Below are 20056 nucleotides of genomic sequence, written 5' to 3'. Positions count from 1 at the left end.
ATTCTGGGGTGCGCGGCACACAGAAAGGACTGAAGGTGCCGCCGACTACTATTGAGGATATAGCGAGAGGCCCTGGTTTCAGGAACTTATAGGGACATTTCAGGACCGAAGGACCCACAGCAGCATGAAACGCAAAACCAGCGGTGCAGGCACCGAGCAGGCGGCCGGCCGGCCGCGGCGGGTCCTGCCGCTGCTGTTCCTGACGCTTCTGCTGCTCGCGCTCGCCGTTCCCGCAGGCCTGGTCATCGCCCCCGCCCTTTCCGGCGGCAGCCGGTCCGGCGAGGAGGAGCCGCCCGTTCCGCCGTGGCAGCAGCTTCCTTCCACCCTGGCCCACCGGACTGGCAATCCCGCCGGGATCCAACCGCTCAGCGATGCCGCTCCCGTCCCGGAAACCGGTGTCCTCACGGCGCAATTGAATGAAACCCTCAAGGCGGACGGCGCGGGAACCTTCGCGGGGGTGGTGCAGGACGCCGCCACTGGAAAGCTGCTGTTTGACCGCGGCGCCGACGAGGCCATGGTTCCCGCATCCAACATGAAGCTTCTGACGGCTGCCGCGGCACTGCGCGCCCTTGGCCCGGACCGGCGATTCAGCACCAGGGTCCTGGCCAGTTCCGCGCCCGGAACGGTGGTCCTCACCGGCGGGGGAGATGTCCTTCTCGGCGCCGGCGAATCCGCGCCGGATGCCGTCCTAGGCCACGCGGGACTGGCGACCCTGGCGCAGTCGACTGTCCGCGCCCTGCAGCAGGACGGCATCTCCGGACCCGTGACGGTGCTGTTGGATGACTCGCTCTTCACCGGCCCCGCCCTCAATCCGGCCTGGAGCCTGCAGGATGTCGCAGCCGGTGAAACCGCCCCGCTGTTCCCGCTGGCCCTGAACTCGGCCCGGTTCGACCCCGCCAAGACCACCGGCCCCCGCCCGCAGGACGCCGCCCTGCACGCGGCCGAGACGTTCTCGGCGCAACTCGCGGCGGCGGGAGCACGGGCCGGGCTCACGGTGGCACCCGGCGTCGCCCGGGGTTCCGGCGCAGCCGGCGTGGTCGGCGCAGGCGATGGTGCCGCGCCGGGCGCCAAGGTACTGGCGGAGGTCCAATCGGCCACGGTCGCCCAGCAAGTGGACCTGCTGCTGCAGACCTCGGACAACTACCTTGCCGAAGTCATCGGAAGGATGACCGCCCTGGCCAGCGGCAAACCGGCCAGCAACGACGGCGCTGTCGCGGCCGTGCTGCAGCAGCTCGAGGACCTGGGCGTCGGGACGGCCATGCTGCGTGCCGCTGATGTGTCCGGCCTGACGTTGGGCGACCAGGTCTCCGCCCGCCTGCTGGCCGAGGTGGTCCGCAGCATCACCTCGGGAACCGATCCCAGGCTCCGGGCCGCCCTGGCCGGATTCCCCATCGCAGGGCTCACCGGAACGCTCGGGGACCGCTACCTGGACGGCCCGGCGGCGCGGGGAGCCGGGCTGGTCCGGGCTAAGACGGGCACGCTGAACACCGTCCTCGCCCTCAGCGGTTACGTGGTGGACGCCGACGGCCGGCTGCTCGTGTTCTCGTTCATCGGCAACGGCCTTACTCCGGGGGCCGCGAACAAGGCGGTCCTGGACCGGACGGCCTCGGTGCTCGCCGGGTGCGGCTGCCGCTGACCCGACCCGCCGTTTCGACGGTTCCCCGCTTCCGTCGTGGGCAGGCCGCGCCGTTTTCGATGGTTCCCTGCCCACTCGGTGTTTGGAAGCGTCTAGTAGTTCCTTGTCCGTTCGCCGCCCGACGAATTTAAGGCGGACAGTCAGGCGCCTGTGATGTGATGGACCTTATGGAGTCCTCTGCGAGCGAGATGTCTGCCCAAGCCCTGATCAACTGGGAGCTTGCCGCTTCCACCGCGGCACGGCTGACGCCCCCAGGCCCCACGCTGGGGTCGGCCGAAATCGGTGCCGCGGTAGAGAGCCTGCGCCTGGCGGCGGACATTTCGGTGCCGCACGTCCACGACATCACCGGCCTTGAAGCGGCCCGGGATCTGCGGGACTCCTCCGTCCTCGTGGTGGACCGGGCCTCCTGGGCCAAGGCCAACACGCAGAGTTTCGCCGTCATGCTCGAACCGGCCATGGAAAAACTGCTCGAGGGCCGGCACGGCTCAATGAACCCCGGAGCGATCGCCGTCAGCGGCGCCATCACCGGCAGCCAGCTCGGGGCCATCCTGGCGTTCCTCTCCAGCAAGGTCCTCGGCCAGTACGATCCGTTCTCCGCCCTCGCCGAGAACTCCTCCGCCCCTCCTGCCGGGCGGCTCCTGCTCGTGGCACCGAACATCATCTCGGTGGAACGTGAACTGAACGTCGAGCCGCAGGACTTCCGGCTCTGGGTGTGCCTGCACGAGCAAACCCACCGGGTGCAGTTCGCGGCGGCGCCCTGGCTGCGCCACCACATGCTGGCCGAAATAGAAAACCTCAGCGGCCAACTGCTCGGCAACGTCGATTCCCTGATGGAGCGTGCCACCGCTGCGGCGAAGTCGCTGCGGGACCGCTCTACAGCCGGCACCGGCCCCAGCCGCGGGGCCATTCTGGACCTGCTGCAGAACCCGGAGGAAAAGGCCGCGCTCTCCCGGCTGACTGCGCTGATGAGCCTGCTGGAGGGCCACGCGAACGTGGTGATGGACGCCGTCGACGCCAGCATCGTGCCGTCCGTCAAGACGATCCGGCAACGCTTCAACGCCCGGGACAAGGACCGGGGCGTGATCGAGAAGTTCATCCGCAACCTCCTCGGCCTGGACGCGAAGATGCGCCAATACAGCGACGGCGCGAAGTTTGTCCGGGAAGTCGTGGCCGTGGCCGGGATGGAAGGCTTCAACAGGGTCTGGGATTCCGCGGAGCAGCTGCCCACGGAGCCGGAAATCCACGATTCGAAGCTGTGGCTCGAACGGATGGGGCTCCAGTAGACGTGGCGGCACCAACGGGAGCGGTCCCGACGGGAACGGCATCAACCGGACGACGCCGGCCCGGGCGCCTGGTGCCGGTGGTCGGCACCGCGCGGAAAATGCTGCAGGACGCCCTGGCCGGCGCAGGCTACCCCGAACGTGTTCTGGTTGCCTGCAGCGGCGGACCGGACTCACTGGCCCTGGCCGCCGTCGCCGCGTACTTCGCCCGCCGGGGGCATGTCGACGGGCACCCCGTCTCGGTGGGCGCTGTCGTCGTCGACCACCAGCTGCAGCACGGCTCGGCAGAGATCGCCGAGAAAACTGCGGCCACCCTGGGCCAGCTGGGAATCGCGCCGGTCCTGATCAGGACGGTCGACGTCGCGGCCACCGGCATGGGCCCCGAAGCGGCCGCCCGGGAGGCCCGGCACGCCGCGCTCGAAGCGGCGGCCGATGAGCTCGATGCCGGCGTTATCCTCCTCGGCCACACCCTTGACGACCAGGCCGAGCAGGTCCTGCTGGGACTTGCACGCGGCTCCGGCACCCGGTCCCTGGCGGGGATGCGGCCCGACCGCGGGCGCCTGTTCCGGCCGTTTCTGGGGCTCCGGCGCGCCGACACCCTGGAGATCTGCGACGTCGAGGGCCTGGAACCGTGGCACGATCCAAGCAACGCCGACCCCGCCTTTGCCAGATCGCGGACCCGGGTTGAGGTGCTGCCGATGCTGGAGGAGAAGCTGGGACCGGGCGTCGCGGAATCACTCGCCCGGACCGCGGCCATCCTGCAGCTCGATGCCGACTACCTCGAGGCAGTGGCGGAGGACGCCTTTGGCCGTCTGCGGCAGCAGTCCGGAGACGAAATCAGCCTCCCGGAGACGTCCCTGCGTGGGCTGGCCCCGGCCGTGAGGTTCCGGGTGATCGCCAAGGCGGCCGCCGCCGTCGGAGGCCAGCAGCCGAGTTACCAACGGTTGCTGGCCGCGGAAGCACTGCTGCGCCGCCAAGGATCGGCCGGTCCGGTGCAGCTGCCGGGCGGCGTGAACGTCTACCGCCTGTCCCTCGCCGAGCTGCTGGCCGAGGGCGGGTCCGCTCCTGCCGATGTTCCCCGCGAGGGCGCCCGCTGTGGGAAGCTTGTATTCCGGCCTCAAAAACGGCCCCAAACATAGTTGCCCCCGCATCTACACAGGAGTTATTGGTGGATTCAACCGACGTCCAGGCAGACCTCAAGCACGTTCTGTACTCCAAGGAGCAGATCCAGTCACGGATCACCGAACTCGCTGCCCAGATCGACAAGGACTACGAAGGCCGCGACCTGCTGATCGTCGGCGTGCTCAAGGGTGCCGTCATGGTCATGGCTGACCTGGCCCGCGCCCTGCACAGCCACGTGTCGATGGACTGGATGGCCGTCTCCTCCTACGGGTCCGGGACCCAGTCCTCCGGCGTCGTCCGCATCCTCAAGGACCTCGACACCGACCTGATGGGCAAAGACGTGTTGATCGTCGAGGACATCATCGACTCGGGCCTCACGCTGTCCTGGCTCAAGACCAACCTCGAATCACGCGGCACGGCCTCGGTGGAAATCTGCACCGCCTTCCGCAAGCCCACGGCAGCCAAGGTCAAGATCGACGTCAAGTACGTCGGCTACGACATCCCCAACGAATTCGTGGTCGGCTACGGCCTGGACTACGCCGAGAAGTACCGCAACCTCGACTTCGTCGGAACGCTCGCGCCCCACGTCTACGAGTAGGACGGCGCCCGCGCCCGCAAGGCGCGCGCTTGGCCCTGCCGCGCCAAGGCCGCAGGGCGGCGCCGCTACGCCCACAGGGAACTTTTGGTGTGCATCGTGCGTGAGCAACGGGGACGGTGTATAGCTAGAAGCTGACGCAGGACCACACGCGCGCAGATCGGTCGCCCGTGCAGCACTACCAGGAGGGACGGGGCAAGCCCCGAACAGATGAAAGCTAAGAGTTTCTTCAAGGGCCCCGGCATCTGGATTGTCGTTGTTATCGGCATGCTCCTGCTGGCCTTTGCCACCCTGGCCCCCGGCGGCTCCGCCCGGATCGACACGGACAGGGGTCTGGCGCTGCTGAACGACGGCGGCAAGATCGAACAGGCGAAGATTTTTGACGCGGAAAACCGTGTGGACCTGGTCCTGAAGGACAACCTGCAGATCGACGGCCAGGACAAGGGTAAGAACGTCCAGTTCTACTACGTCAACGCCCGCGCCGACGACGTCGTCAAGGCGGTCACGGATGCCCAGCCACCGAGCGGCTTCACCGACCAGCCGCTCGAAAACAACTGGTTCTCCGGGCTCTTCTCCCTCCTGATCCCGGTCCTGCTGCTCGGCGTGCTGTTCTGGTTCCTGCTTTCGCGCATGCAGGGCGGCGGATCCAAGGTGATGCAGTTCGGCAAGTCCAAGGCCAAACTGGTTAATAAGGACATGCCCCAAGTCACCTTCACCGACGTGGCCGGATCCGACGAAGCAGTCGAAGAGCTCGAAGAAATCAAAGAATTCCTCGCCGAGCCGGCCAAGTTCCAGGCCGTCGGCGCCAAAATCCCCAAGGGCGTGCTCCTCTACGGTCCGCCCGGGACCGGCAAGACCCTGCTGGCCCGCGCCGTCGCCGGTGAGGCCGGCGTGCCGTTCTTCTCCATCTCCGGCTCGGACTTCGTCGAAATGTTCGTCGGCGTGGGCGCCTCCCGTGTCCGCGACCTGTTCGAACAGGCCAAGTCCAACGCGCCCGCCATCATCTTCGTGGACGAGATCGACGCCGTCGGCCGCCACCGCGGTGCCGGCATCGGCGGCGGCAACGACGAACGCGAGCAGACCCTCAACCAGCTGCTGGTTGAGATGGACGGCTTCGACGTCAAGACCAACGTCATCCTGATCGCCGCCACCAACCGCCCCGACGTGCTGGACCCCGCCCTGCTCCGCCCGGGCCGCTTCGACCGCCAGATCGGCGTCGAGGCGCCCGACCTGATCGGCCGCGAGCAGATCCTGAAGGTCCACGCGAAGGGCAAGCCGATGGCTTCCGGCGTCGACCTGAAGGCCGTCGCCAAGAAGACGCCGGGTTACACCGGCGCCGACCTGGCCAACGTGCTTAACGAGGCCGCCCTGCTGACCGCCCGCTCCAACGCGAACCTGATTGACGACCGCGCGCTGGACGAAGCCATCGACCGGGTCATGGCCGGACCGCAGAAGCGCAGCCGGGTCATGAAGGAACACGAACGCAAGGTCACCGCCTACCACGAGGGCGGCCACGCCCTGGTCGCAGCGGCCCTGCGCAACTCCGCGCCGGTCACCAAGATCACCATCCTGCCCCGCGGCCGCGCCCTCGGGTACACGATGGTGGTGCCGGAGAACGACAAGTACTCCGTAACCCGCAACGAACTCCTCGACCAGATGGCCTACGCCATGGGCGGCCGCGTGGCGGAAGAACTCGTCTTCCACGATCCGTCCACCGGCGCCTCCAACGACATCGAAAAGGCCACCGGCATCGCCCGCAAGATGGTCACCGAGTTCGGCATGAGCGAACGCGTCGGCTCCGTGCGCCTCGGCCAGGGCGGCGGCGAGCCCTTCCTGGGCCGCGACGCCGGACACGAGCGCAACTACTCCGACCAGATCGCCTACATCGTCGACGAGGAAGTCCGCCGCCTGATCGACGGGGCGCATGACGAGGCCTACGCCATCCTCACCGAAAACCGGGACGTGCTCGATGAGCTCGCGCTGGAGCTGCTTGAACGCGAAACGCTGAACCAGGCCGAAATCGCCCAGGTCTTCAGCAATATCCGCAAACGCGACTTCCGTGAGGTCTGGCTCTCCAAGGAGACCCGCCCCGTCCTGGAGGCCGGCCCGGTGGAGTCCCGCCGCGAAAAGGCCGAGCGTGAAGCCCAGGAGGAGGCCACGGAGGCCCGGCTCGAGGAACCGCTGGACGCCCTGCCGCCGCACGCCCAGGGTGTTCCCAGCGGGCAGGAGCCTTTCCAGGGTCCGGGAATGGATCTCGGACCGGACGGCCGTCCCGGCTAGGCTTCTTCTGTGACTTCATTCTTTAAAGACGACGACGACGAACCCGCCTCCGCCGCTTCGGCGGCGGAGGCATCCGACAAACACGCCGGCACCAAGGTGGACCGCCCACGGATCGAGGCGGCCGTGCGGGAGATCCTGCTGGCCATCGGCGAGGACCCTGACCGCAGCGGCCTCCTGGACACCCCGAAGCGGGTGGCCAAGGCCTACAACGAAATGTTCGCGGGGCTGCACCACGACCCTGCCGAAATCCTCGCCACCACCTTCGAGCTGGACCACGAGGAACTGGTCCTGGTCAAGGACATCCCGTTCTACTCGACCTGCGAGCACCACCTGGTGCCGTTCCACGGCGTGGCCCACGTTGGCTACATCCCGTCCCACGACGGTAGGGTCACCGGCCTGAGCAAGCTGGCCCGGCTGGTGGACATGTACGCCCGCCGCCCGCAGGTGCAGGAGCGGCTGACCACGCAGATCGTCGAAGCGCTCGTCACCCACCTCAAGCCGCGCGGCGCGATCGTCGTCGTCGAATGCGAACACCTCTGCATGTCGATGCGGGGCATCCGCAAGCCCGGCGCCAAGACCGTCACCAGCGCGGTGCGCGGGCAGCTGCATGACCCGGCTACCCGTGCCGAGGCCATGAGCCTCATCATCGGAAGGTAAGTACAGACTATGGATTCCCTAGCCGCATCCCCAGGCACCGGCCCGGCAACCTCGCCCCTGCCTGTGCTGCGCAAAGCGCGTCCGGCGGCGGCCTTCAAGGACCTGCCGACGGACCGCACGCTTGTGATGGGAATCCTGAATGTCACGCCCGATTCGTTCAGCGACGGCGGGCAGCACGCCTCAACGGACACCGCCATCGCCGCCGGCTTGCGGATGTTCTACGGCGGCGCGGACATCATCGACGTCGGGGGAGAGTCCACGCGGCCCGGCGCAGACGAAGTCAGCGTCGAAGAGGAACTCCGGCGCGTGCTGCCGGTCATCGCGGCCCTGGTCAAGGCCGGCGCCCTGGTCAGCATCGACACAACGCACACGGCCACCGCGGCCGCGGCGCTCGACGCCGGCGCCGCGATCATCAACGACGTTTCAGGGCTGACCATGGAACCGGAGATGGCCGAGCTCGTGGCCCGCAGCAAAGCCCCTTACATCCTGACCCACCGCCGCGGCGACGCCAGCACCATGGACTCCCTGGCCGACTACGGCAATGTGGCTGAAGAGGTGGCAGCCGAACTGGCCGGCGTTCGCGACAGGCTGTACGCGGCCGGTGCCGTCCCGGAGCAGATCATCGTGGACCCGGGCCTGGGTTTCGCGAAGAATGAAGAGCAGAACTGGGAACTGCTGCGGAACCTGGAGGTCCTGCACGGCTTGGGTCACCGGGTGCTCGTAGCCGCCTCCCGCAAACGTTTCCTCGGCAGCCTGCTGACGGTTGCCGGCAAGGCCGCACCGCCGGCCGAACGTGATGCCGCCACCGCGGCAGTGACTGCCATCAGCGCCTTCCGCGGCGCCTGGGCGGTGCGCGTGCACGACGTCGGCCCCAGCCTCGACGCCGTCAAGGTCGCGGCGCGCATGGCGCCGGCCCGGCCCGGCAACAACTGATCCGGCCGGCGACCATGGACCAGATCACGCTGACCGGCGTCACCGCCGTCGGCCATCACGGTGTGTTTGATTTCGAGCGCCGCGACGGCCAGCCGTTTGTGGTGGACGCGGTGCTGCACCTGGATTTCAGCAAGGCGGCCGCTACTGACGACGTCCTCGACACCGCCCACTACGGCGAGGTGGCGGACTGCATCCGCGGCTGGATCACGGGGGATCCGCTGAACCTGATCGAGGCCCTGGCCGTGCGGATCGCCGACGATGTGCTGCGCCGGTTCGATGTCGCCGCCGTGGACATCACCGTGCACAAGCCCAAGGCCCCCATCGCGGTCGACTTCGGCGACGTCTCGGTCAGCGTGCGCAGGGAGCGGACATGAACGAGCTGTTCACCCGTGCCGTGATTGCGCTTGGAAGCAACCTTGGAGAGCGTAACGACACCCTCTCGGCCGCCGTCGCCGATCTGGTCGACCCGCCGGAGGTCCGGCTCCTGGCCATCTCGCCGCTCTTCCAGACGAAGCCGGTGGGCGGTCCGCCAGGCCAGCCGGACTTCCTCAACATGGTGATCTCGGTCGAAACCACGTTGCCGCCGCTGGACCTGCTGCGGCACTGCCAGGCGGTCGAGCAGAAGCACCTGCGGGTGCGGGAGGTCCGCTGGGGCCCCCGCACGCTGGACGCGGACATCATCACCTACGGTGACCTGGTCAGCTCCGACCCGGAACTGACCCTGCCCCACCCGCGGGCGGCCGAGCGGGCGTTCGTGCTGTACCCGTGGTCCCTGATCGACAGCGCCGCCGAACTGAACGGCGAACGCGTGGGCGAGCTGGCGCTCAAGGCACCGGACTTCGCAGGCCTGACCCCCTTCGACGGTTTCCAGGACGTCCATGATGCCGCCGGAACGGTGGAACGGCCATGAAGCCGATCAACCCCTGGCTCCTCCTCGTCATCGGCGTGGGCGTGGCCCTCGCGGGCTATCTCGCCACCTTGCTGACCGCCCGTTACGGTCTCTCCACCCCGGTGCTGCCGCTGACGGGGCTCGTGACCATGGGCGTGATCGTGGTCCTGACCCTCATGCTGGGCATCCGCGTGCTGCGCTGGCGCAACGGCAAGAAAAAGAAGATGATCAACCCGATCCTGGCCGCCTGGACCCTGGTCCTCGCCCAGGCCTGCGCGTACACCGGAAGCGTCCTGCTGGGCTGGCACGCCGGGATCTTCCTGGACCAGCTGCGGCTCTGGAACGTCCGCAGCACCGAGGACCTGACCTGGCAGGCCCTGGCAATGGCCGGCGGCGGCCTGATCATGGTGGTGGTGGGCCTGGTGGTGGAGCGCTTCTGCCGCATTCCGCCGGAGGACGGTGACGCCGACGGCGGACAGGGAGTGCAGGGGAAGCGCGGCAGGCCCAAGGCGGAGGGTGAATATGCCTACCGAGGCGATTGACCCTCCCGGCATCATCTGGCTCCCGGTATCGCCGCGCTACATCACGGTGCGGATCGCGGGCTGGGCCCTCGGAAACCTGCTCGTGCTGGCTGCCCTCTCAATGCCGCTGGTCCTGGTCCTCAGCGGCTGGTGGCAGGGCTACCCGCTGTGGCTCGCCGCCGCCGTGCCGGCGGTGGCGGGCCTTCTGGCGCTCTGGCGGCTGCTGCTCATTCCGCGGCAGGTCCGGGCGATCGGCTATGCCGAACGCGAGGATGACTTGCTGATCCGGCGCGGGATCTTCTTCCAGCGCCTCCTCGTGGTCCCTTACGGGCGCATGCAGTACGTGGACATCGGCGCCGGTCCGGTGGAACGCGGGCTCGGCCTCTGCACCGTAAGACTGCACACCGCCTCTGGGGGAACCAGTGCCGAGATTCCCGGCCTCCCGGCCGCGGAGGGCGCACGGCTCCGTGAGCAGCTGTCCGCGCGCGGTGAAGCCCGGCTGGCCGGGCTGTGACGGAAGCTCCGTGAAACCGGACAGTACCAGCGCGGCCCCCGCGGCGGCCCCCGGTCCTGCGCCGGCAGGCACCGAAACCGGCTGGCAGCGCGTGCACCCCGCCTCGCCCTTCGTGCGCGGCTGGGTGGCGCTGGCCGCCATCGGGTTCTTCGTCGGCCGGGACACCTTCGAACGGGTGCTCCAGGGTGGTCCCCTGATCGATGAACGGGTCGCCGGCCGGGCACCCTGGCTGCTGCTCGGTGGCGCAGCCATCCTGCTCCTGACGGTGGCGGGCTACATCCTGGGCTGGTACTTCACCCGCTACCAGGTCGCCGAAGGCTATGTGCGGGTCAACACTGGCTTCCTCGTCAAACAGCAGCGCCAGGCGAGGCTTGACCGGGTCCAGGCGATCGACATCGTGCAGCCGCTGCTGGCGCGGATTTTCGGCCTGGCAGAACTGAAGTTCGAGGTGGCCGACGCCGGCGAGTCAGCGGTGCGGCTGGCGTATCTGCGGATCGACGAGGCACGCCAGCTCAGGGCAACCATCCTGGCGCGCGCCGCCGGAGCGGTGCCCGATCCGGCGCACCCCGGGACCGCCCCGGCCGAGGCTCCCGAGTACACGGTGCTGACTGTACCTCCGCCCCGCCTGGTCGGTTCGCTGCTGCTGAGCGAGCAAAGCGTCGCAATCGTGCTCGGCGCCGCGGCATCGGTGGCGCTCTCGGCCGTGACAGAGAACCACAGCTTCTACCTCTACCTGATCCCGGCCGGGCTGGGCTTGGCCGCCGCGTACTGGAGCTCGTTCAGCAAGGGTTACAACTTCACTGCCGCCATCTCCCCGGACGGCATCCGGCTGCGGTATGGCCTGCTGGACACCCAGGCGCAGACCCTGCCGCCGGGCCGGATCCAGGCCATGAAGGTGAGCCAGCCTCCGCTCTGGCGGGTTTTCGGCTGGTACCGGATCCAGGTCAACGTCGCCGGTTACGGTGCGGCACCGGCCGACGGCGGAAGCTCGTCCCGGACCACCCTCATGCCGGTCGGCACTCTCGATGATGTGATGAAGATGCTCTCCCTGGTCCTGCCGGACCCCGGGACCCCGGATCCGGTCCGCGTCTTTATCGCCGGTCTGCATGGACTGGCCGACGCCTCCGGTGCCGGCGGTGCGCCGGGGACAGCGGACGACGGCGGCTTTATCACCACTCCGCGCCGCGCGCGGCTGCTGGCCCCGCTGGGTTGGCGGCGCAACGGCTTCACCGCCACCGACACGGCGCTGCTGATCCGGTCGGGACGGTGGTGGCGGCAGTTCGTCATGGTTCCGCACCAGCGCACGCAGTCCATGGCCCTGCAGCGGGGTCCGCTGTCCCGGCGGTTCGGCGTCGTGGACCTTGTCCTGCACACCACGGCCGGCCCCGTCTCCCCGAAAGTGATCCAGGCCGGGCTCCCGGAAGGCAAGGTGCTGCTTGACGCGCAAGCGGCCCGTGCCCGTGCCGCACGCAAGAACCAGACCAGCGAGCACTGGCTGGAGCAGGTGGCACCGCTCCTGCCGCATCCCGCAGACACCACATCCAGCGACGAACCAGTCATTGAAGAACCGGTCATCGAAAAACCCGTCCGGAAGGAAGGCCCCCAGCATGGCTAAGCCAGGACGCCTCGGCGTCGGAATCATTGGTGCCGGCAAGGTCGGCGCCGTCCTGGGTGCCGCGCTGCGCGGCGCGGAGCACGCGGTCATCGGCGTGTCCGCGGTCTCCGACGCCAGCCGGGAACGCGCGGAGACCCTGCTGCCCGGCGTCCCGGTGCTGGAGATCCAGGACATCGTCGAGCGCGCCGAACTGGTCCTGTTGGCGGTTCCCGACGACGCGCTCGGCCCGCTGGTGGAGGGGCTCGCGAAACTCGGCGCCTGGCAGCCCGGGCAGCTCGTTGCACACACCTCGGGCCGCTTCGGCGTCGGCATCCTGCACCCCATCCGGACCGCCGGGGCCGTGCCGCTGGCGCTCCACCCCGCGATGACCTTCACCGGCATGAGCTTGGACCTCACGAGGTTGCTGGACTGCAGCTTCGGGGTCACCGCGGACACCGCCATGCTCCCCATTGCGCAGGCCCTCGTCGTGGAGATGGGCGCCGAACCGGTCGTCATTGCCGAAGCCGACCGCACGCTTTACCACGCGGCCCTCGCGCATGGGTCCAACCATCTGGTCACCCTTGTGGCGCAGGCCTCGCAGCTTCTCGGCGAAGTCGGCGTCGAGGCTCCGGAACGCATGCTGGGCCCGCTCCTGCGCGCGACGCTGGAAAACGCGCTGGCCTCGGGCGAATCCGCCCTGACCGGTCCGGTGGCGCGCGGTGACGTGGGCACCGTCGCGGCCCACGCCGAGGCCCTCCGGGAGCAGGACACCGGTTCCCGCGGCGATATTCTGGAGGCATACCTCGCCATGGCCCGGGCAACGGCCCGGCGGGCCGGGAACCGGGGCATGCTGAAACCGGACCAGGTCAACGGCATCGGCCGGGCCCTCGAGGGCCCGGATACGAACGGCCCGCACTCTTAACACGCACTCTTATTAAAGGATTCGACTTGGCGATCCAACTGGTGACCACATCCGCGCAGCTCCGGACTGAAAGCGCCCGGCTGCTGGCGCTCAAGAAGGGCAGCTCGCAGGGCCTCGTCCCCACCATGGGGGCCCTGCACGCGGGACATGCCCAGCTGGCGCGCACCGCCGTCGCGCAGAACGACGTGGTGGTGGTGAGCATCTTCGTCAACCCGCTGCAGTTCGGCGAGGCGGTGGACCTGGACAGGTACCCCCGGACCCTGGACGCCGATCTGGCCCTCCTCGAGGCTGAAGGCGTGGACCTCGTCTTCGCTCCGGAGGTCGGCGAGGTCTACCCCGACGGGGAGCCGATGGTGCGGGTCACGGCCGGGCCGCTCGCCGGGAAATGGGAGGGTGCCTCCCGTCCCGGACACTTCGACGGCGCCCTCACCGTGGTGGCCAAGCTGCTGCACTACGGGATGCCCGGCGCGGGCCGGGGCGGAGTGCTGCCCGCCTACCGGGCGTACTTCGGCCAGAAGGACGCCCAGCAACTGGTCCTGGTCCGGCGCATGGTGGCGGACCTGAACTTCCCGGTGGAAATCGTCCCGGTTCCGATCGTGAGGTCCGCCGACGGGCTCGCCCTCTCCAGCCGCAACCGCTTCCTCTCAGAGCAGGAGCGCGACGCCGCGCTGGTGCTGTCCCGGGCGCTGCGGCTGATCGAGGACCAGGCCAACGCCCGCGAGCCGCTGGACCTTGAATCCGCCCAGGCGCTGGTGGAGTCGCAGCCGCTCGTGCAGCTGGACTACTTCGAGGTCGTGGATCCGCTCACCCTCGAACCGCTGGCGGAGAACTGCAAGTACACGCCTTTCCGGGGCCAGGCGCTGGCCTTAATCGCCGCAAAAGTGGGCGCCGTGCGCCTGATAGACAACGTCCTGCTGGATTCCTGAGCCGCCGGAACGAGAAAGTTTTATTCCGCGGGAATTACTTCGCGGAATCGCCGGTTGGCAACAGCAGCATCGGCAGCGCCCGCCGGACCCATCACATCTTCCTAAGGGAACCCCATGCCATCAAACGTCTCCTCCAAAACCTCCCGGGAACCGGCCCCGGCCGCCCAGATACCGGCCGCGGGCGCCTCCCCGGCGGCGCCCGCAGCGGGCAGGCCCGCCGACAAGATGTCCCGTGAATCAGTGACCATCATTGTCACGCTGCTGGTGGCTACGTTCGTCGTCATCCTCAACGAGACCATCATGAACGTGGCGCTGCAGCGGCTGATGGTGGACCTGCGCGTGGACGCGCCCACCGTACAGTGGCTCTCCACCGGCTTCATGCTCACCATGGCCGTGGTCATTCCCACCACGGGGTTCATCCTGCAGCGGCTGTCCACCAGGGCCGTCTTCCTGCTGGCCATGGGCCTCTTCGCCGGCGGAACGCTGCTCGCGGCCCTGGCCCCGGGCTTTGAGATCCTGCTCCTCGCCCGGATTGTCCAGGCCGGGGGCACCGCCATCATGCTGCCGCTGCTGATGACCACGATCCTCACCCTGGTCCCGATCGCCCGCCGCGGTGCCGTGATGGGCAACGTCAGCATCGCCATCTCGGTGGCACCGGCAATGGGCCCCACGGTCTCCGGCGCCATCCTCGAGCACTTTTCCTGGCGCTTCATGTTCGTGTTCGTGCTGCCGATTGCGTTGGCGGCCCTCGCCATCGGTGCCCGGTACCTGACCAACGTCGGGGAAACGGAGAAGAGCCGGCTGGACGCCCTGTCCGTAGTCCTGACTGTTCCGGCCTTCGGTGGCCTGGTCTACGGCCTCAGCCAGATCGGCGGAGGCCAGGGCGGGCCCGGCTCGCCGGCCGTGGTCGCGTTGGTTGTGGGAGCGGCAGCCATGGTGGCCTTCGTCTTCCGCCAGCTGCGCCTGCAGAAGTCCTCGGCGCCCCTGCTGGACCTGCGCGCCTTCAACTTCCGCATGTTCACCGTCTCGGTCCTGCTGCTGGTCGTCGCCATGATCGCCCTGTTCGGCGCCGTGATCCTGTTGCCGCTGTACCTGCAGGAAGTCCGCGGACTGAAGTCACTCGAGACGGGCCTGGTGCTGCTTCCCGGCGGACTGGCCATGGGCCTGCTGGGCCCGTTCATCGGCCGCGCCTTCGACAAGGTGGGACCGCTGCCGCTGACCCTGGCAGGATCGGTTTTGCTGGTGCTGTCCCTGTTCCAGTTCGCCCTGCTGGACGCGAGTACGCCGGTGGCCTGGATCGTGGCACTGCATGTGGGCCTGGGCCTGGGGCTGGCGCTGCTCTTCACCCCTGCGTTCACCACCGGACTGAACCCGCTGCCCCCGCACCTCTACTCGCACGGTTCGGCCATCATGAGCACGCTACAGCAGGTCGCCGGTGCTGCCGGCACGGCTCTGCTGGTGTCCATCTACGCGGTGGTCGCCGCCAGCTCGGGCATGGTCGCAGGCATGCACGCCGCGTTCCTGACAGCGGCGGCGATTGCCGTGGCCGCCGTCGTACTGTCCGCCCTGATGCGCAAGACCGCCGCAGCGGAGCACCCGGCCCAAGTCCACTAGCCGGCGGTGCACTAGCCCGCGAAGAACTCGCTCAGTTCCGTGATCAGCTTGTCCGGTGCCTTGTTGACGCCGTCGTGGCCCATGCCGGGCAGGATGGTGTAGCTCGAGCCGGAGAGGACGTCGTGGATCTGGGCGCACGCAACGCCGAAGTACGCCGGGCTCCTCTCGCCCACGATGATCAGCGTCTCGAGGGGGAGTTCGAGGAACGGCTCGGCAGGCATGTCTGCGGCGATGATCGCCTTAATCTCGCGGACGCCGGTTTGCATGAGCTCGCGCATCTGCTTGCCGATCGGGGTGCCGGCGGAGAGTTTGTTGGCCAGGGTCAGCATGGACAGCGGCATCCGGGACAGGGCGCTGCCGGTCTCGAGGCCCCTGAGCAGGACGGCCAGGGCACGGTCGTCGTCGCCCGCGGCCGTCGCCCGCTCATACTCCGGGGTCCAGTCCGCCGTGACGCTGTGGTTGACGGAAACGGCGGGGTCGAACACGGCGAGGCGCTCCACCGGCAGGCTTCGGGCAGCGTGCAGCGCGACGGCCCCTCCGAAGCTGTGGCCGAAGACATCGGTGCTCGAGGTGTGTTTCATGACCGCGTCCAGGTCCCGGATGTCCACGTCCAGGGTGTAGTCCTCCGGCTGCGGGGAGGAGGAGCCGCGGCCGCGCCGGTTGAAGGTGTGGACCGGCCGGCCCAGTGAGGCGCTGAGCTTTTGCGCGAAGCGCGAGTAGTCAGCGGCAGTCACCATGGACGCCGGCACGACGACGACGCCGGAACCCGCCGAAGCCAGCTCCGCACCCGTGCTGAAAAGCTCGATCGTTCCGCCGTCGGGGGTTCTGATGTTCTCGCGGGTCATGCTCCGAGCCTAGCCGAGGCTGAAGCTTACGGTGTAGTAGCGCCCGGGCGCCGGGGCCGGCTGGGGCTGCTCAGCTGCCCAGCTGTCCGCCGGAGACCTCCAGGTAGCAGGCCCCGCACAGCGACTCGTACCAGACGTCCTGGCCGTCGATGGCGACCTGGTCCCCGTCGAACACCACCTGGCTGCCGATGCGGCGGGTGTTGAAGATGGCTTTGCGGCCGCAGCGGCAGATGGTCTTGAGTTCCTCGAGGGTGTGCGCGATCTCCAGGAGCCGGAGGGAGCCCGGGAATGCCCGGGTCCGGAAATCGGTGCGGATGCCGTATGCAAGCACCGGGACCTGGTCCAGGACGGCAATGCGGAAAAGGTCGTCCACCTGGTCCGCTTCAAGGAACTGCGCCTCGTCCACCAGGAGGCAGGCCACCGGCTTGGTGTCGACATGCTCCAGCAGGGCGTCGGGATCGTCCCCTTGCGCCTGGGCGGTGAACAGCTCCCGGACGGACGCGCCCGCCGGAATCAGGAAGTCCACCGAGCGGGTCATGCCCAGGCGGGAGACGACGTCGGCGTCGCCCTTGGTATCGACGTCGGGTTTGGCGAGCAGCACCCGCTGCCCCCGCTCCTCATAGTTGAACGCGGCTTGGAGCAGGCCCGTGGACTTGCCGGAGTTCATGGCGCCGTAGCGGAAGTAGAGCTTGGCCAAGGGGGTCCTTTCAAAAGGGTCGCCCCCCGATTCTAAGGTCCGGTCCTTCAGCGTCCCATTCTCAGCCGGCGGCGCCTTGCCGCGGTCGGCGGGATGCTCCCGCTGCCGCCCAGCAGGAACCTCGCGGCAGTCAGGGCCAGCCGGTTCCCGGGCCGGAGCGGTCCCTCGTGCAGCTGGCCGGGCACCACAGCGAACTCGATTGCGGGGACGGCGGCCGCGAGCAGCCGGCCCGTTTCGGCGAAATACGCCGGGCTCCAGCCGCCGCTGAGCATCAGGGTGGGGGTGGTCACCGCCGCGAAGTCCTGCAGTTCCGCGTCGGCGTCCAGCACCGCCCGCATCTCCGCCACCGCGGTGGGCAGCAGCTCGCGCATCTCGGCCCCAAGGACGGTGCGGGCCGAGAGGATGCTCAGCATTCGGAGGGCTCCGAGCGGCAGCCTGGATACCGGCCCGGCGGTCTCCAGGCCCTGCACGAGGTGGGCCCAGGTGGCGTCCAGCTCACCGGCCGCCAGCGAACGTTCCAGCTCGGGACGCCAGCGCTTGGCCAGGTTCCCGGAGAGCGACACGGCGGCGTCGTAGGTGACCATCCGCCGGATGGGCGCCATCCGGGCAGTCTGAAGGGCCACAAAACCGCCGTAGCTGTGTGCCACCACGTCGCTGGAGCCGGTCTCCCGGAGCACGGCCGTCAGGTCAGCGACTTCCGTCGCGGCCGAGTAACTGGGTGGCTGGGGGGAGGACCCGGCCCTCCCGCGCCGGTTATAGCAGTGCACCGGCACCCCCAGCAGCTGGCAGAGCTTCCGGGCGAAAGGCCGGTAGAGGCCGTCGGTGATCAGGGTCCCGTGGACGAGAACGACGCCGGCCAGCGGCTTCACCGGGGTTCCGGCAGCCGCCCGGACGGCCGTACCAGCGGTAGCCGGCACGCGCGCGGCGCTCGCCGGGCGGAAGCTGTGCAGCTCAAGGTGCCCTTCGCCGTCGTCCGTCCCGATTCTCGATGTCTCCACAGCCCCGAGTCTATTCGCGCCCCCCGCCTCAAGCCGGTACCAATCCACGGGGACCCCGGGTGGAGGAAACCCCGGTAAACTTGGGGATTGTGACTTCCCAAAACACCCCTGCCCCGAACACCGCCGCCGAGTCCCACGACGCCAGCGAGCAGACGCGCATCCGGATGGAGAAGCGCGCCAAGCTGATCGAACGCGGTATGGAGGCGTACCCGGTGGGGGTCGGGCGCACGCATTCGCTGACGGAAATCCGCGAAAAGTACGCCCACCTGGAAGCGGACGAAACCACCGGCGACATCGTCGGCGTGACCGGCCGGATCGTCTTCATCCGGAACACCGGCAAACTCTGCTTCGCCACGCTGCAGGAAGGCGGCGCCGACGGCAAGGCCGTCCGGCTGCAGGTCATGCTGAGCCTGGCCAACATCGGCGAGGAGGCGCTCGCGGACTGGAAGGCCCTCGTGGACCTCGGCGACCACGTCTTCATCAAGGGCGAGGTCATCTCTTCCCGCCGCGGTGAGCTCTCCGTCATGGCCGATTCCTGGTCCATGGCGTCGAAGGCGCTGCGCCCGCTGCCGGTGCTGCACGCGGAACTCAACGAGGAAACCCGCGTCCGCCAGCGCTACGTGGACCTGATCGTCCGCGACGAGGCCCGTGAGATGGTCTACACGCGCGCCGCGATCACCCGCTCCATCCGGGAAACCCTGCACCGCCAGGGATACGTCGAGGTGGAAACCCCGATGCTGCAGCTGGTCCACGGCGGCGCCACCGCCCGCCCGTTCGAGACACACATGAACGCCTTCGACCAGAAGATGACCCTGCGAATCGCCACCGAGCTCTACCTGAAGCGCACCGTCGTCGGCGGCATCGACCGCGTGTACGACATGGGCCGCGTGTTCCGCAACGAGGGCGTGGACTCCACCCACAGCCCCGAATTCACCACGCTCGAAAGCTATGAGGCCTGGGCCGACCAGTTCGTGATGGCGGACCGCATCAAGGAAATCATCCTCGACGCCGCCGACGCCGCCGGAGTGGGCCGGGTGCTGCAGACCGAAGCGGGCGAGATCAACCTCGACGGCGACTGGGCCTGGCTTGCCGTGTACCCGGGGCTTTCAGCCGCCGTGGGCCAGGAAATCACCCCCGACACCCCGGCCGCCGAACTGCTGGCCCTCGCCGCCAAGCACGAGGTCAAGGTGGACGCGAACTGGGAGCCGGAGAAGCTCGTGGTGGAGCTGTTCGGCGAGATCGTGGAGCCGACCCTGATGAATCCCACCTTCGTCTATGACTACCCGCCGTCCGCGCAGCCGCTGGCGCGCCCGCACCGCGAAGACGGCCGCCTCATCGAAGCCTGGGACCTCATCATCGGCGGCATGGAGCGCGGCACTGCCTTCTCCGAACTGATCGACCCCGTCATCCAGCGCGAACGCCTCACCGAACAGTCGCGCCGTTCCGCCGCCGGCGACGTGGAAGCCATGCAGCTGGACGAGGACTTCCTGCGCGCGCTGGAGTATGGCGCACCGCCGATGGGCGGAATCGGCCTCGGCATCGACCGTCTGGTGATGCTGTTCACCGGCGCCGGCATCCGCGAGACCATCCTGTTCCCGCTGCTGAAGCCCGAAGGACACTGACAATGGAATACATCGCCGTATTGCTGCCATCGGTCGTCGTCGGCCTGCTTTTCTGGTTTGCCATGAAGTCGATCTTCAACGCAGACAAATCAGAGCGCCAGGCGGAGGCGCGCGCCCAGGCCGAAGCCGACAATAAGGCCCGCGCGGGTGATTCCGGTCCCGGGACCGGCCATTCGCCCGGACCCGTTAAATAGGCCTTATTGGCTTTCTTGGGATTTCCTTTAGAAATCCCTTTCCGCTTTGACGCGCCGCCGCAAGGCGGAGGATACTTATTGCATAAGTCCTGCTTTTGCAAGCCCAACTGGTAGTGAATCTGTCTGTTAGTAAACGTGGCTGTTAGTGGACCTAGTTGTTAGCAAACCTAGCCCTTTCGCCAGCTAGCCGTTTTTGGAAGCTCGTCCTTTCGGAAAG

20 protein-coding genes are annotated in these 20056 nt (G+C 68.3%); 17 read left to right on the top strand and 3 right to left on the bottom strand.

The annotated features are described in order from the left end of the window. Positions 1-124: 124 nt before the first annotated feature. The 15 genes from dacB to QFZ65_RS00575 all read left to right on the top strand — a co-directional run bounded on the left by dacB (position 125) and on the right by QFZ65_RS00575 (position 15483). The gene (gene dacB, locus QFZ65_RS00645) at positions 125-1636 is read left to right on the top strand and encodes a D-alanyl-D-alanine carboxypeptidase/D-alanyl-D-alanine-endopeptidase (protein WP_306907425.1); all 1512 of its coding nucleotides are present in this window, start codon (positions 125-127) and stop codon (positions 1634-1636) included. Positions 1637-1803: 167 nt separating this feature from the next. After that, positions 1804-2919: a zinc-dependent metalloprotease gene (locus tag QFZ65_RS00640; RefSeq protein ID WP_306907424.1), complete on the top strand. Its 1116-nt coding sequence runs from the start codon at positions 1804-1806 to the stop codon at positions 2917-2919. A 98-nt stretch (positions 2920-3017) separates the two neighbouring features. After that, the gene (tilS, locus tag QFZ65_RS00635; RefSeq protein WP_306912461.1) at positions 3018-4055 is read left to right on the top strand and encodes a tRNA lysidine(34) synthetase TilS; all 1038 of its coding nucleotides are present in this window, start codon (positions 3018-3020) and stop codon (positions 4053-4055) included. Between the two features lie 29 nt (positions 4056-4084). Next, on the top strand, positions 4085-4636 hold the full coding sequence (gene hpt, locus QFZ65_RS00630; protein WP_306907421.1) for a hypoxanthine phosphoribosyltransferase: 552 nt from the start codon (positions 4085-4087) through the stop codon (positions 4634-4636). Between the two features lie 207 nt (positions 4637-4843). After that, on the top strand, positions 4844-6913 hold the full coding sequence (gene ftsH, locus QFZ65_RS00625) for an ATP-dependent zinc metalloprotease FtsH (protein ID WP_306907419.1): 2070 nt from the start codon (positions 4844-4846) through the stop codon (positions 6911-6913). A gap of 9 nt (positions 6914-6922) precedes the next feature. Then, entirely contained in the window at positions 6923-7570 is a 648-nt protein-coding gene (gene folE, locus QFZ65_RS00620) for a GTP cyclohydrolase I FolE (RefSeq protein WP_306907417.1), read from the top strand. A gap of 9 nt (positions 7571-7579) precedes the next feature. Beyond that, positions 7580-8503 carry a dihydropteroate synthase gene (gene folP, locus QFZ65_RS00615; protein ID WP_306907416.1) on the top strand — a complete coding sequence of 308 codons (924 nt, stop codon included), beginning with the start codon at positions 7580-7582 and terminating at the stop codon, positions 8501-8503. 14 nt (positions 8504-8517) lie between these two features. Continuing rightward, positions 8518-8877 (top strand): dihydroneopterin aldolase, encoded by a 360-nt coding sequence (gene folB, locus QFZ65_RS00610; protein ID WP_306907415.1) that lies wholly within the window; start codon positions 8518-8520, stop codon positions 8875-8877. Next, entirely contained in the window at positions 8874-9413 is a 540-nt protein-coding gene (folK, locus tag QFZ65_RS00605) for a 2-amino-4-hydroxy-6-hydroxymethyldihydropteridine diphosphokinase (RefSeq protein WP_306907413.1), read from the top strand. The genes folB and folK overlap by 4 nt, the downstream gene beginning before the upstream one ends. Continuing rightward, complete coding sequence (locus QFZ65_RS00600) at positions 9410-9934, top strand: DUF3180 domain-containing protein (protein ID WP_306907412.1); 525 nt, start codon at positions 9410-9412, stop codon at positions 9932-9934. The genes folK and QFZ65_RS00600 overlap by 4 nt, the downstream gene beginning before the upstream one ends. Beyond that, positions 9915-10427, top strand: a complete 513-nt coding sequence (locus QFZ65_RS00595) for a PH domain-containing protein (RefSeq protein WP_306907411.1) — start codon at positions 9915-9917, stop codon at positions 10425-10427. The genes QFZ65_RS00600 and QFZ65_RS00595 overlap by 20 nt, the downstream gene beginning before the upstream one ends. A gap of 10 nt (positions 10428-10437) precedes the next feature. Then, positions 10438-12042: a PH domain-containing protein gene (locus tag QFZ65_RS00590; protein WP_373427547.1), complete on the top strand. Its 1605-nt coding sequence runs from the start codon at positions 10438-10440 to the stop codon at positions 12040-12042. Then, complete coding sequence (locus tag QFZ65_RS00585) at positions 12035-12943, top strand: Rossmann-like and DUF2520 domain-containing protein (protein WP_306907409.1); 909 nt, start codon at positions 12035-12037, stop codon at positions 12941-12943. Before QFZ65_RS00590 ends, QFZ65_RS00585 begins: the two co-directional genes overlap by 8 nt. Before the next feature lie 26 nt (positions 12944-12969). Then, on the top strand, positions 12970-13869 hold the full coding sequence (panC, locus tag QFZ65_RS00580; protein WP_306907408.1) for a pantoate--beta-alanine ligase: 900 nt from the start codon (positions 12970-12972) through the stop codon (positions 13867-13869). Between the two features lie 114 nt (positions 13870-13983). Continuing rightward, on the top strand, positions 13984-15483 hold the full coding sequence (locus tag QFZ65_RS00575) for an MDR family MFS transporter (protein WP_306907406.1): 1500 nt from the start codon (positions 13984-13986) through the stop codon (positions 15481-15483). 11 nt (positions 15484-15494) lie between these two features. Here the strand turns inward: QFZ65_RS00575 and QFZ65_RS00570 are convergent, their stop codons facing one another. From QFZ65_RS00570 to QFZ65_RS00560, 3 genes are all read right to left on the bottom strand, one after another. Further along, complete coding sequence (locus QFZ65_RS00570; RefSeq protein ID WP_306907404.1) at positions 15495-16328, bottom strand: alpha/beta fold hydrolase; 834 nt, start codon at positions 16326-16328, stop codon at positions 15495-15497. A gap of 70 nt (positions 16329-16398) precedes the next feature. Then, the gene (locus QFZ65_RS00565) at positions 16399-17025 is read right to left on the bottom strand and encodes a thymidine kinase (protein WP_306907401.1); all 627 of its coding nucleotides are present in this window, start codon (positions 17023-17025) and stop codon (positions 16399-16401) included. A gap of 47 nt (positions 17026-17072) precedes the next feature. Beyond that, the gene (locus QFZ65_RS00560) at positions 17073-18023 is read right to left on the bottom strand and encodes an alpha/beta fold hydrolase (protein ID WP_306907399.1); all 951 of its coding nucleotides are present in this window, start codon (positions 18021-18023) and stop codon (positions 17073-17075) included. An 89-nt stretch (positions 18024-18112) separates the two neighbouring features. On the opposite strand from QFZ65_RS00560, the gene lysS reads away from it, so the two are divergent. After that, the gene (gene lysS, locus QFZ65_RS00555) at positions 18113-19645 is read left to right on the top strand and encodes a lysine--tRNA ligase (RefSeq protein WP_306907397.1); all 1533 of its coding nucleotides are present in this window, start codon (positions 18113-18115) and stop codon (positions 19643-19645) included. 2 nt (positions 19646-19647) lie between these two features. Beyond that, on the top strand, positions 19648-19839 hold the full coding sequence (locus QFZ65_RS00550; RefSeq protein WP_306907395.1) for a hypothetical protein: 192 nt from the start codon (positions 19648-19650) through the stop codon (positions 19837-19839). The last annotated feature ends 217 nt before the right edge of the window (positions 19840-20056 follow it).

It is taken from the genome of Arthrobacter sp. B3I9 (genome assembly GCF_030816935.1).
Taxonomy (GTDB): domain Bacteria; phylum Actinomycetota; class Actinomycetes; order Actinomycetales; family Micrococcaceae; genus Arthrobacter.
This window is presented reverse-complemented; position numbering and strand designations above follow the sequence as displayed.